This window comes from Paraburkholderia sp. BL10I2N1 (genome assembly GCF_004361815.1).
In the GTDB taxonomy this organism is placed as follows: domain Bacteria; phylum Pseudomonadota; class Gammaproteobacteria; order Burkholderiales; family Burkholderiaceae; genus Paraburkholderia.
In genome coordinates, this window is the sequence record NZ_SNWA01000002.1 from 747,224 (window position 1) to 763,067 (window position 15,844).

The window sequence follows — 15,844 nt, forward strand, 5'->3', positions numbered from 1 at the left end:
TCAAAAGCAGTGATCGCGTCATTCCCTGCCGGCACTCGCGCGTATCAGCCCCAGGCGTTCGCCGCGTTCGCTGCTGCCACCGTGCATTGCAGACCCTGCATGCGGCCCGCTTCGTCAATGGCCGCTTCGAGGTCGGCAAACGGGTACGACTTCAGTTCAACCGGTTCGAGCGACAACTGTTTCGAGTTCACCAGTGCGACCAGCGCGAGATAGTCGGCGCCCGTGTACATGAAGTGGCCGATCAACTCCCAGTTGTTCCGCAACATCTCGCCGTACGGCACCGGCAGATCGACCTGCATGCTGCCCATCAGCACCAGCCGCCCGTTGCGGCGCAGGCTGCGAAGCGCCGCGAGCGTCGCGTTCGGATCGCCGGCCTCGCCGACCATATCGAACGCGAGATCCGCGCCACCGCCAGATGCCGAGCGGATCGCCGCGACATCGGCGGCGCCGTCGCCGGTCAGCAGAACCGGCACGACACGGCCCCGCCCCAACTCGACCAGCGTTTGCAGCGGTTCGAGCCTGCGGCCCAGCGCGATCACCCTGCTCGCGCCGGTTGCCAGCGCAACGAGCACCGCCGCCGAGCCGAAATAGCCACTCGCTCCATTGATCACCACGGTTTCGCCCGCCGTCAGCCGACCGCGCCGCAAGCCGCCGAACGGCACGGCGAATTTGCCGAGCACCGCGAGGCGTTCAGACGAAATTCCATCGAGCCCATCGAGCGAGATCAGTGTCGACGCCGGAAACTCGGCCAGCTCGCGCCACGTGCCGTGCGGGAAATCGGCGAGCATCGGCGCGCTGCCGGCGCTGATGCCGGTCAGGCCGATCAGCGCCTGTTCCGGCTCGCGCGTCGTTTCGTTGGCGATCCAGTGCGGGTTCACGGCGACGCGCTGCCCGGCGCGAAATGCCAGCACGCCTTCGCCCACCGCCTCCACGCGCCCCACGCCGTTGGTCCCCGGTGAGAACGGTCCCGGCGGCAAAGCGTACGGCAGCTTGCCCTCCAGCCAGTTGCGCGTGTAGCTCAGGAGCGGCACCGCCTCCATCCTGACCAGAACGGCGCCGCGGCGTGGCGCCGGTTCAGGAATCTCGCGCAGTGCGAGCGGCGTGCCGGGTTGATCGAGTAGCCAGGCTTTCATCACTGATTTCTCCAGTCGTTCGATTGATGGGACCGACGGGTTGTACTGTAGGCTCCACCAACCTATCCTTCAAATCAATTGCTCATACACGACGTATCAACATGATTGATCTGCGTGGTATCGACCTGAACCTGCTCGTCTCGCTCGACGCGCTGCTGAGCGAATCCAACGTGACGCGCGCTGCCGCGCGGCTGCATCTCACGCAGCCGGCCGTATCGACGCAGCTCGCGAGGCTGCGCGCGATCTTCGGCGACCCGTTGCTGATTCCCGCCGAAACCGGGCGCGGCATGACGCGCAGCGCGCGAGCGCTTGAACTCATGGAACCGCTTCACGCGGCATTGAAAAATCTCGAAGCGGTGGTTCGCCATCAGCCGAGCTTCGATCCACGCAGCGACTCGCGACGCTTCATTGTCGCGGCGCACGACAACTCGATGGCGGTGCTGGGCCTGCGACTGATGGAACGGCTGTCGAAGATCGCGGGGCGCGGCGTGCAAATCGCGTTCGCACTCGTCGATCAACCGACGGTGGCAAGCCGACTCGAACGCGGCGAGGTCGATCTGCTGCTCGGCTCAGAACGGATGATGCCGCCGACCATCAAAGCCCGGAAGCTGTACGACGAACACTTCGTCTTCGTGCAGCGCAAAGGGCATCCGCGCGGCACCGGACCACTCGATCTCGATGCCTATTGCGCGCTCGACCATGTACTCGTTTCCACGAGCGGCGGCAGTTTCTACGGCTTCATGGACGAGCATCTCGAAGTCTTGGGACGCGAGCGGCGCGTCGTGCTGTCGGTGCAGCACTCCACGCTGGTACCCGAGCTGATCACGCAGACCGACTATGTTGCGACACTGCCCGCGCGGCTGGCCGCCCGCTACGCCGACCGCCTCGACCTGTTCGATCTGCCATTCGAAGCGCGCGGCTTTTCGCTTTTCGCGGGCTGGCATCCGCGCAACCAGACCGATCCAGCGATCATCTGGTTACGCGAAATGCTGACAGAAATAGCGGCATTCTAAAGACCTTCGCGCTGGTTACCATTGTCGGGCGAAATAATAACGGCTGGTTACAAATGGCCACCCTGCCAAATGCCATCAACTCGATATGCCGCGCTCAAGACGAACGCCATAAATATCGATGCCGTTGCAACGAAGATGCGTGAACGAGCCTTGTTTTACAGTGCAAAACGCATAGAAGTTGTGTCTGACAGGTATTTGAAATACCTGTCATATATGCGAGTCTTTAGCAGTCCAATACGGGTCCCTTTCCAATAAAAATCCTTTAGAACGCGTCTTTACTTTTTTCGTTGTTAAGCGCAATGTGCATTGTTGAAACGCGTGTTGCCCGTTTTTTCTGTCGTTTGCCATGCGTGGTCCCGGCGCTTTTCACATGTGCCGCGTTCGCAACAAGCTTTGCCATGCGCAAGACCCGGTGGCACCTGAATTGCTGAATGAACTGACGTCCCTTCGAAGCAGCCCGTCCTTGTATCGCGAGTCTGCGTCGACCTTTCATGGAGCAAGCAGATCGTCATGCCCAGGAATTCCGACTCCAGGGATCCGCACCAGGGATCCGCCTCTCCTAACGTCTCGCGTCGACGCTTTCTGCAATCCGCCGCAGCGGCAGCGACAGCCGGCGCAACACCTCACCTGCATGCGCAGCAGCCCGCCGTCGCAGCGGCGCCTGCGGCCCCGCGAGCGCCAGTGCCGCCGCGCCCTGTCGCTCTGAACATCAACGGACGCGAGTACGCGCTGCATCTCGAGCCACGCGTCACGCTGCTCGATGCCCTGCGCGAATATGCCGGACTGATGGGCACGAAAAAAGGCTGCGACCGCGGGCAATGCGGCGCGTGCACGGTACTGGTCGACGGACGGCGCATCAACTCGTGTCTGACGCTCGCCGTCATGCATGAGGGCGAGGCCATCACCACCGTCGAAGGACTTGCTCGCAACGGCACGTTGAACCCGCTGCAGCAGGCATTCGTCAAACACGATGCGTTTCAGTGCGGCTACTGCACACCCGGCCAGCTCTGTTCTGCGACCGCCATGCTTGGCGAGTTCAAGGCGGGCACGGCAAGCACCGTCACCGCTGATGTGCGAACGCGTCCTGCGCAACTCTCGGACGAAGAGATCCGCGAACGCATGAGCGGCAACCTGTGCCGCTGCGGCGCGTATTCGAACATCGTCGCCGCGGTGCGTGCGGTGAACGAAGGCACGGCCTGAGGAGGATCAGCCCATGGAAGCGATCTCCTACGAACGAGCCAGCGATGTCGCAGGCGCGGTGCGTGCCGCACAGCAGCCAGGCACCGTATTCATCGGCGGCGGCACGAACCTGCTCGACCTGATGAAAGGCGGTATCGCGCGCCCCCTCAGACTCGTCGACGTCACCCATATCCGCGGTCTCGATACGATCGGGTCATTGCCCGACGGCAGCCTTCGCATCGGCGCACTGGTGCGCAACAGCGATGCCGCGAATCATCCGTATGTGCGCGAACGCTATCCGCTGCTGACACAGGCTTTGCTTGCGGGCGCATCGGCGCAACTGCGCAACATGGCCACCGTCGGCGGCAACCTGATGCAGCGCACGCGTTGCCACTACTTCTACGACGTCGCTTTCGTTCAGTGCAACAAGCGTCAGCCCGGCAGCGGATGCGCTGCAATAGATGGCCATACGCGCATGCACGCCATCCTCGGCGCGAGCAGCCAATGCATCGCCGTGAATCCATCGGATATGAGCGTGGCGCTCGCGGCACTCGATGCCACGGTGCGCGTGAGCGGTCCGCGCGGCGAACGGGTGATTCCGTTTGCGGCGTTCCATCGTCTGCCAGGCGAGCGTCCCGATCTCGACACGACATTGCAGCCCGGCGAACTTATTACATCGGTCGATCTGCCGCCGCCGCTCTTTAGCGAACACGCGCACTACCTGAAGGTGCGCGACCGCGCGAGCTATGCGTTTGCGCTCGTCTCGGTCGCGGCGGCGTTGCAGCTCGACGGCAACACGGTGAAGAACGTGCGTATCGCGCTGGGAGGCGTGGCGCACAAGCCGTGGCGCGCGAGTGTCGCCGAACAGATGCTCACCGGCGCGCCGCTCACCGATGCAACGCTGCACTCCGCCGCAGCCGCCGCTTTGCGCGACGCGCATCCACAGCGCGACAACGCGTTCAAGGTGCAACTCGCGCAGCGCGCCATCGTGCGTGCCCTCAAGCAGGCTGCAGGCGAACCAGGAGGCTTCGCATGAACATGATTGGTCAGCCGCTCGACCGTACCGATGGTCTGCTCAAGGTCACCGGCGAAGCGCGCTACGCCGCCGAATTTCCAGCCGCGAGACTGGCGCATGCCGTGCTGGTCACCAGCACGTTCGCGAGCGGGAGCATCGCGTCAATCGATACGGCGCGCGCCCAGTCGCTGCCCGGCGTGCTGCTCGTGATGACGTATCAGAACGCAATGAGACTGCCGAACGGCGGACGCCCCGCACTTGCGCCGCCGGCCGGGCGTCATCTGACGCTGTTGCAGGACAACCAGGTCCACTACAGTAACGAGCCGGTCGCGGTCGTGGTCGCGGAGACACTTGAACAGGCCACCGATGCCGCCCGCCAGTTGCGCATCACCTGGCAAGGCGCGCCGGCGACGCTCGATTTCACGCTCGCCAGGGGCAGCGCGCATGCACCAGACCGACCGCAAGGCCGGCAGACCGACACGCAGCGCGGCGACATCGAAGCGGGGCTTGCGAGCGGCACGACGCCCATCGACGCAGTCTATACGACGCCGATCGAGCATCACAACCCGATGGAGCCCCATGCGACGCTGGCAATCTGGGACGGCCCCAGGCTCACGCTGTACGACTCGACGCAAGGGGTCAGCGGCGCGAAAAATGCCGTGTCGAAGACGTTCGGCATACCCGCCGACGATGTTCACGTGATCTCGCCGTTCATCGGCGGCGGGTTCGGCTGCAAGGGCTCGTCGTGGTCGCATGTGGCGCTGTGCGCGATGGCGGCGAAGCAGACCGGCAGGCCGGTGCGCCTCGCGCTCGAACGGCCGCAGATGTTCGGGCCGGTCGGCGCAAGGCCACGCACCGAGCAACACTTCGCGATCGCCGCGCGCGCGGACGGCACGCTGACCGGCATGCGCCACGACACATTCGCCAGCACGTCAATGATCGAAGACTGGACGGAGACCTGCGCAATGGTCACGCGCATGCTGTACGCCGTGCCGAATCAGGCGACGACGCACCGGCTCGTGCCGCTGAACGTCGGCACGCCAACCTTTACCCGGGCACCAGGCGAAGCAACCGGGTCGTTCGCGCAGGAATCCGCCATGGATGAACTCGCGTGGGCGCTGAAGATGGACCCGATCGCGTTGCGTCTGAAGAACTACGCCCAGGTCGATCCCCAGGACGGCAAGCCATGGTCGAGCAAGTCGTTGCGCGAGTGCTACCGCGTCGGCGCGGAGAAGTTCGGCTGGTCGCGACGCACGGCGACGCCGCGCTCGATGCGCTCAGGCAACACGCTGATCGGCCTTGGCATGGCCACCGCAACCTATCCGGCGAACCGCAGCCCGGCGGCGGCAATCGCTCGCATCCTGCCGGATGGCACGGCGATGGTCGCCTCCGGCACACAGGATATCGGCACCGGCACGTACACCGTCATGACACAGGTCGCCGCCGATGCGCTCGGCTTTTCGCCCGACAACATCCGCTTCGCGCTTGGCGATTCGACCCTGCCCCCAGCACCGGGGTCGGGCGGCTCGCAATCGGTCGCGAGTGTTGCGCCGGCAGTGCGCGATGCCGCTACGCAGGTGCGCAACAGGCTGGTCGCGATGGCGCTCGCCGATCCGGATTCTCCGGTGCACGGCGCGACCTTCGAAGAAGTGACCGTCGCGAACGGCTGGGTGGTTAGCGTGAAGGATGCGTCGCGGCGCGACCCGGCCGGTGCGATCCTCGCGCGGGCCGGCGGCCAGCCGATCGAGGCCCAGTCCAGCGTCAAACCTGGCGACGAGCGGCAACACTATTCGCTCCACTCGTTCGGCTCGGTGTTCGCCCAGGTGCATGTCGACGCCGACCTCGGCACCATTCGAGTCGCCCGGGTCGTTGCGGTGTACGGCGTCGGGCGGATCCTGAACGAAAAAACCGCGCGCAGCCAGATGATGGGCGGGATCGTCTGGGGCATCGGCGCAGCGCTCGAAGAAGAAACGCAACTCGACACGCGCTACGGCCGCTTCGTCAACGCGAATCTGGCGGAGTACCACGTGCCGGTGAACGCCGATATCGGCACGCTCGACATCACCTTACTCGACGAGGCCGACCCGCACATTAACTCGATCGGCTCGAAGGGAATCGGCGAAATCGGCATTACGGGCGTGGCGGCGGCCATCGCCAACGCGGTGTATCACGCGACCGGCGTACGTGTGCGCGATCTGCCGATCACGCTCGACAAGATCATGGCGGGTTCCACGTCCGCGTGAAGCGATGTGCGCATCGCGATCGATGCCGCGACGCTGAAACGCATTGACGCGCGGTCGTGTCCGCAGGGCACCAACCGCGTTTTTTTGTGGCCGGCATGACGTCACCGTGGCGATTGACGCTTGCCTGCCCGGGCGTTGCACCGCACAATCGAATGCATCCCCTCTTTCGGTGCCGCCCCATGTCTTATGCGTCGTCCGCCACTGGCGTCCTGCTTGCCGCCGGCTACGGGTCGCGTTTCGACCCCGACGGCATCCATAATAAGCTGCTTGCCCTGCTCCCCGATGGCATGGCCGTCGCGCACGAAGCGGCTCATCGCCTGCTGCGGGTCACGCCCCGCGTGGTGGCCGTTGTGCGGCCGGGTTCGGAAGCACTTGCCCGCGTACTCAACGACGCAGGCTGCGAAGTCGTGTTTTCCGTCGCTGCGGAGCGCGGTATGGGAGCAAGCCTCGCTGCGGGTGTCGAAGCAAGCCGGGATGCGGAAAGCTGGATCGTCGCGCTGGCGGACATGCCACGCATCGCCGTGTCGACGATCGAAGCCGTGGCGCGTGCGCTCGACGAAGGCGCATCGCTCGTCGCGCCTTACTATCGTGGAGTGCGCGGGCACCCGGTGGGCTTCGGCGCGGTGCATTTCGCCGTGCTGGCTGCACTCGACGGCGACACCGGCGCGCGCGATCTGCTCAGGCGGAATACAGCCACGCGGTTGGATGTCGCCGATCCGGGGATTCTCCGCGACGTGGACACCCCGGATGATCTGCACGGATTGAGCTGAGGACGCACCCGCTGCAGTGCAGTCCGATTGTGACCATCGCATGACGAACCCATGAGTGAAACCAGTCCGCGCCTCTTTATTGTGTCCCCTCATTTCAACGATGCGGTGTTCAGTTGCGGCGCGTTGCTGGCGGCCCATCCCGATGCCACCGTGTGCACCGTCTTTGCGGCGCCGCCGGAACATGAAATGCACACCGAATGGGACGCGAAGTCCGGATTTGCGAACGCGCACGAAGCCGTCCACGCCCGCACGATCGAAGACAACCACGCGCTCGCCATACTCGAAGCGATTCCTGTCCGTCTGCCGTTTCGCGATAGCCAGTATTTCGACTCGCCGTCGATCAGCAAGCTCGCTGCCGCGCTCGAAGAGATCATCTATGGCTCGACGGCGAATACGCTGCTGATGCCGCTCGGTCTGAACCATCCCGATCACGAGCGAGTCTTCGAAGCGTGCAGCGAAATCCTGCCGCGCCTCGCGCATCTGTCGTGGTTCGGCTATGAGGAAGCGATTCACCGGCGTGTGTCCGGCGTGATGCAGGCGCGGCTCGCCGATCTCGAGCATCGCGGCATCGTTGCGACGCCGGCGCATCCCGCTGGCCCATACGCGATCGATCCGCAACGCCAGGCGCTCATCAAGCGCGAAGCTGTCAATGCGTACGTGAGTCAGTTGCGCGCGTTCGGACCGCGAGACTGCCAGGACGTGTTTGCACCCGAACGTTACTGGCAGCTCAGCGCGACGCGCCAGCCGGCCAGGCATACAAAAAAATGAGCGTCACACTGACAAAGCGCCTGCACGCGTGCGGCGTTTCGTCTACGCTAAAGACGTCAGCCCAGAAATATGCCGCCGACCCGGCCACCGCAATCAACGGGCATTGAGATACCCGCGAGGTGACGTCATGACGTACTGCATGCACACCAACCCAATCCCCGATCCGCTTGCCGATCCCACGCGCGACCCCGAAGCCGATCCGCTCGTACCGCCTTCGCCCGGCCATCACAACGACGAACCGCAACGGCCTGAAGGTCCACCGGACAAGGACCCGATCGTCGATGTCGACTGAATAGGGGTTCGCGGCGCGTGGACACCGACCGGCGAGCGCGGCATGGCGCGCGTGACGGGCGGACCAGCCGCCACGCTCCGGCAGACTAAAAAAGCATTGAAACCGGGCTATTTTCAAAAGCCTGCGTCAACCCGTGTTCCGCGAATCGGAACGTTCAATTCATCAGAATATTACGGGTTTCCCCCCGCTGTGCTGCGCCGCACATCCTGCCGTTAACGCGAGCATGGCATCGCCTGCCGCCCTACCCAGTCCCCCGCTTTGACCGATGGAAAACGCGCACACCATGCAGAAGATGACCCTCAACAAGAAACTTGCTTCGATGATTGCCGTGCTCTGGATCGGCCTGATCCTGATCGGCGCTTTTGGTGCATGGCAAAACCGCTTGTCGATGATCTCCGACCGGCGCGACCAGTTGACTTCGCTGGTTCAGCAGGGCATAGGCATCGTCAACCGCTACTACACGTTGTCGCAGCAACATGTCATTCCTGAAGACGAAGCGAAGAAGCAGGCGCTCGCGACGATCGCCGCCATGCGCTACGGCAAGGACGGCTACGTTTCGGTGAACGACTCGCAGCCCGTCATGCTGATGCACCCGTTCAAGCCGGAAATGGTCGGCAAGAACATGTCCCAGTTCACCGATCCTTCCGGCAATCGCCTGTTCGTCGACATCGTCAACGCAGGCAACCAGCCCGGCGGCGGATTCGTCAACTATCTGTGGGCGAAGCCTGGCAGCGGCAGCGACGAGCCCGTCGCGAAGACGAGCTATGCGGCGCATTTCACGCCGTGGGACTGGTACCTCGTGACCGGCATGTACATGGACGATGTGCAGTCGGCCTTCTATGTGAACCTGCTGCGCTGGCTCGTGATTACCGTTGTGCTCGGCGCGATTGCCACGGCCGTCATGGTGCTGGTGCTGCGCAGCGTGCGCCAGGCGCTCGGCGGCGATCTCGAAGTGGCCGTCGATGCCGCGCAGCGCATGGCGCACGGCGATCTTTCGATGCCGGTGCCCCTCAGCCAGAGCGATCGGGGCAGTCTGCTGTATGCCCTGCACACGATGCAGCGCGGGCTGGTCGAAACGGTTTCGCGCGTGCGGACCGGCACTGAAAACATCAATGTCGGCGCGACCGAAATCGCCGCCGGCAACACCGATCTGTCGCAGCGCACCGAAGAACAGGCCGCTGCACTCGTAGAGACCGCGTCGAGCATGGACGAAATGACGTCCAACGTGAAGCAGAACGCCGAAAGCGCCCTGCAGGCCGCCGCGCTCGCGGGCCAGGCGGCGGACGTCGCGACCCGCGGCAGCCAGGTCGTCGACGATGTGGTCCGTACCATGGGCGAGATCACCAACAGCTCGCGCCAGATCGGCGACATCATCGGCGTCATCGACGGCATCGCGTTCCAGACCAACATTCTCGCGCTCAACGCAGCGGTCGAAGCGGCACGGGCAGGCGAACAGGGACGCGGCTTTGCCGTCGTCGCAGCGGAAGTGCGCAGCCTCGCGCAACGCTCGGCCACCGCGGCGAAGGAAATCAAGGCGCTGATCGAAACGTCGACCGATACCGTTGAAGCGGGCGCGTCGCTGGTGACGAACGCCGGTTCGACCATGACGGAGATCGTGCAGTCGGTGCGCCGCGTGAACGAGATTCTCGAGGAAATCAGCAACGCTTCCCGCGAACAGAGCGCGGGCATCGAGCAGGTCAATCGCGCGGTCGGGGAAATGGACCAGGTGACCCAGCAGAATGCGGCACTGGTCGAACAGGCTGCGGCGGCCGCGCATTCGCTGAAGGATCAAGTCGGCGTGCTGCGCGAAGCGATCGCCAGCTTCTCGCTGCCTGCCTGACGGCGGCACTCCGGCTCAGGAACAAAAAAGAAGGCGCCCGGAGATCGTAGCGCCTCGAAACACGCCGCGTCGGGGACGACGCAACAAGAAGACGAACGGCCCGGGGCGACTTTGAAAAGAATCGCCACCCGGGCCGCTTTTTTTAGTCCGCGTTTCGCCAGACTCCCCCGCTTCGCACCCGTGCGACAAACCTGAACGGAATCTGGCAAAGCCGAATTCTCCTTAAGCGGATTTCACGACGCACGAGCGCCACCCATAATGGCCGCGTTCAACGCGCTCACGCCTTCCCCTCTTCTTCCACGCGGATTCTGCGTGGCAATGGACTGGAAGCGCGGACCGCAAGCGCACGACGTGCTGCACGGCCGCTATCCCCTTGCATGGATCTCGCATATTGCTTACGTTCTTATTACAATCAGTGCCGCGGCAGTTGTGGCATCGATCGGTGACGGACCCGCATCGGTGACGCGTGCTGACCGGCGGCTTTGCCGTGCGCATGCTTGCCGTGGGGTTTCACTGGCGGCTCAGAACCTTGACCGCCGCTGGCATCGATGCCGGCGGCGCACATTAACCCGGCGACACGTCATCTGGCGGGCGCCCTCACAACAGGAGCACGCCTGACGGCCTCGAAACACGCGTTGCCCGGCCTCGCAGGATGCGGCCGGACGTATGCGTTTCGCCTGCGCTGCCCGCCTTCGCACCCATGAACAACAGTAAGAAATCGTCGCACCGTGACCCGTACGCCCCCGTCGCAAAGAATCCCGTTCTGGCCTCGGCATTGCCGATGTGGCGTTCGAAACTGGTCGTCCTGATCGTCTTCATGGCGTTCGCTGCGCTGATCGGGCGCGCGTTCTGGGTGCAGATCGTCAACCAGGATTTCTACATCGAGCAGGGGCAAAAGCGCTATCAGCGCACCATTGAACTCGACGCAACACGCGGCCGGATCGTCGACCGGCATGGCGCGATGCTCGCCGTCAGCCTCGCGACGTACGAGATCTGGGCAACGCCGAAGCTGCTCGACGAAGCGTCGTTCGGACCGCTCGCGAAGCTTCTCGCGTTGCCGGCGACCGACCTGCGCAGGCGTCTGAGCGCCGACCGGCAGTTCGTGCTGCTCAAGCGCCAGGTGGACGCCGACACCGCTGCGCACATCGACAGGCTGGGACTCGCCGGCATCACCCAGATCGCCGATACGAAACGCTTTTATCCGGAAGGCGAAGCGGCCGCGCACGTGGTCGGCTTTACGGATATCGAGGACAAGGGCCAGGAAGGCGTCGAACTCGCGGCCAATGCGCAGTTGAGCGGCGAGCCGGGGCACCGCGAGGTGATCCGCGACCGGCTGGGTCGCGTGGTATCCGAAACCCGGCCGCTCGTGCCCGCGCAGAACGGCGCGACCGTCCACCTGACGATCGACCGCCGCATCCAGCAGCTTGCCTACGCGCAACTCAAGGCAGCGATCGGCAAGCACGGCGCGCAGGCGGGCAGCGTCGTCGTGCTTGACGCCCGCAACGGTGAAATCCTGGCGCTTGCAAACTGGCCCGCCTTCGATCCAAACGACCGCAAACGGCTGACCGGCAGGCAACTGCGCAACCGCGCGGTGGTCGACACCTTCGAACCGGGCTCGACGATCAAGCCGCTCGTGGTCGCACTATCGATCGACGAAGGCAAGGTGCGCCCGCAAACCCTCATCGACACAGGTCCGGGCGCGTACAGGATCGGTCCGAACGTGGTTCACGACACGTCGGATCATGGCCGCATCACCGTCGCCGAAGCATTGCAGAAGTCGAGCAATATCGCGCTCGCCAAGCTCGCGCTGAACCTGCCGGCCGAAACAATCTGGACGAAATATCAGGAATACGGGCTCGGCCGCTCGCCGGAACTGACCTTCCCGGGCGTGGCGTCGGGCAAGGTGCGGCCCTACAAACGCTGGCGCCCGATCGAACAGGCGACGATGGCTTACGGCTATGGCCTGTCGGCATCGCTGCTGCAGATTGCGCAGATCTATACGGCCTATGCCGGCGATGGCACGATGCATCCGGCCACGCTCCTGCTCGACGGCAGTTCAGGCGGCAACCCGGAAACGGCACGCGCCGGGCATCGCGTCACGACGCCCGCTACCGCCGCTTCGATCCGCTCGATGCTGGAAATGGCCACCGGCCCGGGGGGCACCGGCCGCGCGGCCGTCATCGATGGCTACCGGGTGGGCGGCAAGACCGGCACCGCGCGCAAGCTGGTCGGCGCGACCTACGCGAAGAACCGCTATCGCGCGCTTTTCGTCGGTATGGCGCCGATGAGCGACCCACGCCTGATCGTCGCGGTCATGATCGATGACCCGGCCGGCCGCGCGTTTTATGGCGGCACCGTGGCTGGCCCGGTGTTCTCGTCGATCGCGGGCGGTGCCTTGCAATTGCTCGGCGTGCCGCCAGACGTCTGATCCGGACCGCATGGCTCGATTCACGCTGCATACGTCGAATACCGGCGTCACGCGACTGACACGCAAGGACGTCGTGCACCCTCGCTGGTATTGTCGCGAGAGCTTGCTAGACTATCGGGACGCCGGACGATCCAGACTCCGGCAACGCTTCGCGCGCCAGGCGCAGCCGAAGACTGGCGCATTCCCCCGCAACACATGCAAAGGAAGAAGAGCCATGACGAATCGCACGTTGACGACTGCGGCCGGCGCTCCGGTCGGAGACAACCAGAATTCGGAAACCGCGGGCCCGCGCGGCCCCATTACGCTGCAGGACTTCTGGCTGATCGAGAAGCTCGCCCACTTCGATCGCGAAGTCATCCCCGAGCGGCGCGTCCACGCGAAAGGCTCGGGCGCATTTGGCACGTTGACCATCACGCACGACATCACCCGTTACAGCAAGGCGAAGGTCTTCGAAGTGGGCAAGGTCACGCCGGCCTTCCTACGCTTTTCGACCGTGGCGGGCGAGCGCGGCGCCGCCGATGCCGAACGCGACGTGCGCGGCTTCGCCCTGAAGTTTTATACCGAAGAGGGCAACTGGGACATCGTCGGCAACAACACGCCCGTGTTCTTCATCCGCGATCCGCTGAAGTTTCCCGATTTCATTCACACGCAAAAGCGCAACCCGAAGACGAACCTGCGTGATGCCGTCGCCGTGTGGGATTTCTGGTCACGCAACCCGGAATCGCTGCATCAGGTCACGATCCTCATGAGCGATCGCGGCATTCCGAAGAACTACCGGCAGATGCATGGCTTCGGGTCGCACACGTTCTCGCTGATCAATGCGCAGAACGAGCGCTTCTACGTGAAGTTCCATTTCAAGTCGAAACAGGGCATCGAGAACTACACGAACGCCGAAGCGAACCAGCTGATCGGCACCGATCGCGAAAGCGCACAACGCGATCTGTTCGAGCAGATCGAAAAAAAGAACTTCCCGCAGTGGCGTTTCTGCATCCAGGTGATGTCGGAAGCCGACACACGCAACTACAGAGAAAATCCGTTCGACATCACGAAGACGTGGTCGCAGAAAGAATTCCCGCTGATCGATGTCGGCGTGCTCGAGCTGAACCGGAACCCGGAGAACTACTTCGCGGATGTCGAGCAGGCGGCTTTCTCGCCGGCTAACGTGGTGCCGGGCATTGGCTTCTCGCCGGACCGTCTGTTACAGGGGCGGCTCTTTTCATACGGCGACACGCATCGCTACCGGCTTGGCATCAATCACCATCAGATCCCGGTCAACGCTTCGCGCAACCCGAACCAGAACAGCTTCCATCGCGACGGCGGCATGCGCACCGATGGCAACCTCGGCGGCACGGTGAACTACGAGCCGAACCGGGACGGCGCGTTCCCGCAGGATCCTGCGGTCAACGAGCCGCCGCTCGCCGTGGATGGCCCGATCGAACGCTACAACCATCGCGACGACGACGATTACTTCAGTCATCCGCGCGCGCTGTACAACCTGTTCGATGCGGGGCAACGGGAGCGGCTGTATCAGAACATCGCTGAAGCGATGGCGGGTGTGCCGAAGGACGTGATCGACCTGCAACTCGCGCTCTTCGAGAAGATCGATCCGAGCTATGCCGAAGGGGTGAAGAAGGCTCTGGGCAAGACGCCGCCTGTTTCGGAAAGCGCCTTGCCGTAAGGATCGGCTCATGCCATGCCGCCGACGGGGCTTCGTGCCATCGCCGGCGGTAGCGTCCCAACGTACGCGCTCCTGGCGCACCGGTCCACGCGGCGCGCGGCAACTCACGCCGCGCGTTTCCACCTGCTCCTACTGCGCTTCGCTCTCAAGCGTTTCCACGCGATTGCGGCCATTGCGCTTCGCCTGATACATCGCGCGGTCGGCTTCCTCCATCAGCGCCGTGCCGAGCGTCGTAGCGTCGTCACGCTTCATGTTGTTACGCGCCGACACGCCGATCGATACCGTCAACACAATCCGCGAGCCGCCATCGTCGAAGCATTCCAGCACCGACACGGCCTGCCGCACCCGCTCGGCGACGATCCGTGCGTCCCGGGCATCGCCCTGAAGCAACACGGCAAATTCCTCGCCGCCATAACGTGCAAGCGTATCGCCGAGCCGCAACTGCTGCCGCACGCACGCGGCCACCATCACCAGCGCGCGGTCGCCAGTCGGATGACCATAGGTATCGTTGATCTGCTTGAAGCCGTCGATATCGATGAAGAGACACGCAACCGGCAACGCGTAACGCGCCGCGCGCATCGTTTCCTCGCGCAGGCGTTCGTCGAAATACCGGCGGTTGGCAAGTCCCGTCAGCGGATCGGTCATGCCGAGCTGCTTCAGCCGCTCGCGGTGTGCGACGTTATCGAGGCTCGCGTTGACGACCGTTGCGAAGCGTTCGAGGATGTCGGTCGCCATGCCTTCCGCGAAACGGCCGGCGTTGTCGCTGCCGAGGCACAGATATCCGGTGATGCGCCCAGCGGTTTTGAGCGGCAGCACGATTGCGCTGGCGGGCGGCGCGTCGCTGCCAAAGAATGCGCCGCAGGCCGCCTCCCCCATTTCCTGCGCGGTGCCGAGCCATGGCCTGCCTTCCTCGCATAGGTGTACCCCGGCCTCGCTGGTCCGATGGCCGGTCTTAAGTTGATGGCGGCCCGGCCGGCGCGGCAGGTCTGGAGCGACGAGATCATGGAGCATCGGCGCACGCTCGTCGAGCCACAGGATGACCGTCGTGAGCGTGAATTCGCGCGGCAGGCGCTCGAACAGCGTATCGAGAAAGGAAGTGAAATCCTGTGCGCCAATCAGGTGGAGCTCCAAGTCCTGAAAACGGCGCAACGTACGCTCGTTGTGCTGCACGGTATCGATCAGCGCGCGCAGGCGGTCGGAAAGCGGCGTTTGGGCGAGGTTCGTCACGTTATCCAGGAATTGGCAGAGCGGGGCCAGGTCATTGCCCCAACGGCTTTATATCGGCCGCTTTTGCCAGGTCTTGAGGGCCGGATGCGGGGCGAGGCAAGCGACCCGCAAGCGCCGAGCGCCTCGACGCACCGCCGGTGCCCCGCACCGCCCGCCGCTTTCCGTTAATTACCTCCCAGGTAATGGAGTCGCGCTACGCGCGACGATATCCTCGCCTCATATCTGTTGCCCTCGGGCATCGACCACGAAGCGAGGAGC

12 protein-coding genes are annotated in these 15,844 nt (G+C 64.1%); 10 read left to right on the top strand and 2 right to left on the bottom strand.

Going from position 1 to position 15,844, the window contains the following annotated elements:
- Nucleotides 1-44: 44 nt before the first annotated feature.
- Nucleotides 45-1,133, bottom strand: a complete 1,089-nt coding sequence (locus tag B0G77_RS25385; RefSeq protein WP_133664788.1) for a medium chain dehydrogenase/reductase family protein — start codon at nucleotides 1,131-1,133, stop codon at nucleotides 45-47.
- Between the two features lie 101 nt (nucleotides 1,134-1,234).
- Between B0G77_RS25385 and B0G77_RS25390 the strand changes: the two genes are divergently transcribed.
- The 10 genes from B0G77_RS25390 to B0G77_RS25430 all read left to right on the top strand — a co-directional run bounded on the left by B0G77_RS25390 (nucleotide 1,235) and on the right by B0G77_RS25430 (nucleotide 14,359).
- Entirely contained in the window at nucleotides 1,235-2,146 is a 912-nt protein-coding gene (locus B0G77_RS25390; RefSeq protein ID WP_133664789.1) for a LysR family transcriptional regulator, read from the top strand.
- A gap of 510 nt (nucleotides 2,147-2,656) precedes the next feature.
- The gene (locus B0G77_RS25395; protein WP_133664790.1) at nucleotides 2,657-3,346 is read left to right on the top strand and encodes a 2Fe-2S iron-sulfur cluster-binding protein; all 690 of its coding nucleotides are present in this window, start codon (nucleotides 2,657-2,659) and stop codon (nucleotides 3,344-3,346) included.
- 13 nt (nucleotides 3,347-3,359) lie between these two features.
- A complete protein-coding gene (locus tag B0G77_RS25400) occupies nucleotides 3,360-4,361 on the top strand; it encodes a xanthine dehydrogenase family protein subunit M (protein WP_133664791.1) in 1,002 nt (333 codons plus the stop codon).
- Entirely contained in the window at nucleotides 4,358-6,583 is a 2,226-nt protein-coding gene (locus tag B0G77_RS25405; protein ID WP_133664792.1) for a xanthine dehydrogenase family protein molybdopterin-binding subunit, read from the top strand. Before B0G77_RS25400 ends, B0G77_RS25405 begins: the two co-directional genes overlap by 4 nt.
- 179 nt (nucleotides 6,584-6,762) lie before the next feature.
- A complete protein-coding gene (locus B0G77_RS25410) occupies nucleotides 6,763-7,353 on the top strand; it encodes a nucleotidyltransferase family protein (protein WP_133664793.1) in 591 nt (196 codons plus the stop codon).
- A gap of 51 nt (nucleotides 7,354-7,404) precedes the next feature.
- A complete protein-coding gene (locus B0G77_RS25415; protein ID WP_133664794.1) occupies nucleotides 7,405-8,121 on the top strand; it encodes a PIG-L family deacetylase in 717 nt (238 codons plus the stop codon).
- A gap of 139 nt (nucleotides 8,122-8,260) precedes the next feature.
- On the top strand, nucleotides 8,261-8,413 hold the full coding sequence (locus tag B0G77_RS43440) for a hypothetical protein (RefSeq protein WP_166656235.1): 153 nt from the start codon (nucleotides 8,261-8,263) through the stop codon (nucleotides 8,411-8,413).
- 292 nt (nucleotides 8,414-8,705) lie between these two features.
- Nucleotides 8,706-10,253 (top strand): methyl-accepting chemotaxis protein, encoded by a 1,548-nt coding sequence (locus B0G77_RS25420; protein ID WP_133666861.1) that lies wholly within the window; start codon nucleotides 8,706-8,708, stop codon nucleotides 10,251-10,253.
- Nucleotides 10,254-10,953: 700 nt separating this feature from the next.
- Complete coding sequence (locus tag B0G77_RS25425) at nucleotides 10,954-12,681, top strand: penicillin-binding protein 2 (RefSeq protein ID WP_133664795.1); 1,728 nt, start codon at nucleotides 10,954-10,956, stop codon at nucleotides 12,679-12,681.
- Between the two features lie 214 nt (nucleotides 12,682-12,895).
- Entirely contained in the window at nucleotides 12,896-14,359 is a 1,464-nt protein-coding gene (locus B0G77_RS25430; protein WP_133664796.1) for a catalase, read from the top strand.
- Nucleotides 14,360-14,488: 129 nt separating this feature from the next.
- Here the strand turns inward: B0G77_RS25430 and B0G77_RS25435 are convergent, their stop codons facing one another.
- Nucleotides 14,489-15,586 (bottom strand): DUF484 family protein, encoded by a 1,098-nt coding sequence (locus B0G77_RS25435; protein WP_133664797.1) that lies wholly within the window; start codon nucleotides 15,584-15,586, stop codon nucleotides 14,489-14,491.
- Between the last annotated feature and the right edge of the window lie 258 nt (nucleotides 15,587-15,844).

Excerpts from the sequence above, each read along its gene's own strand:
- B0G77_RS25385 (WP_133664788.1), bottom strand. The coding sequence starts at position 1,133 with ATGAAAGCCTGGCTACTCGATCAACCCGGCACGCCGCTCGCACTGCGC.
- B0G77_RS25405 (WP_133664792.1), top strand. The coding sequence starts at position 4,358 with ATGAACATGATTGGTCAGCCGCTCGACCGTACCGATGGTCTGCTCAAG.
- B0G77_RS25425 (WP_133664795.1), top strand. The coding sequence starts at position 10,954 with ATGAACAACAGTAAGAAATCGTCGCACCGTGACCCGTACGCCCCCGTC.
- B0G77_RS25430 (WP_133664796.1), top strand. The coding sequence starts at position 12,896 with ATGACGAATCGCACGTTGACGACTGCGGCCGGCGCTCCGGTCGGAGAC.
- B0G77_RS43440 (WP_166656235.1), top strand. The coding sequence starts at position 8,261 with ATGCACACCAACCCAATCCCCGATCCGCTTGCCGATCCCACGCGCGAC.
- B0G77_RS25415 (WP_133664794.1), top strand. The coding sequence starts at position 7,405 with ATGAGTGAAACCAGTCCGCGCCTCTTTATTGTGTCCCCTCATTTCAAC.
- B0G77_RS25420 (WP_133666861.1), top strand. The coding sequence starts at position 8,706 with ATGACCCTCAACAAGAAACTTGCTTCGATGATTGCCGTGCTCTGGATC.
- B0G77_RS25395 (WP_133664790.1), top strand. The coding sequence starts at position 2,657 with ATGCCCAGGAATTCCGACTCCAGGGATCCGCACCAGGGATCCGCCTCT.
- B0G77_RS25390 (WP_133664789.1), top strand. The coding sequence starts at position 1,235 with ATGATTGATCTGCGTGGTATCGACCTGAACCTGCTCGTCTCGCTCGAC.
- B0G77_RS25410 (WP_133664793.1), top strand. The coding sequence starts at position 6,763 with ATGTCTTATGCGTCGTCCGCCACTGGCGTCCTGCTTGCCGCCGGCTAC.
- B0G77_RS25400 (WP_133664791.1), top strand. The coding sequence starts at position 3,360 with ATGGAAGCGATCTCCTACGAACGAGCCAGCGATGTCGCAGGCGCGGTG.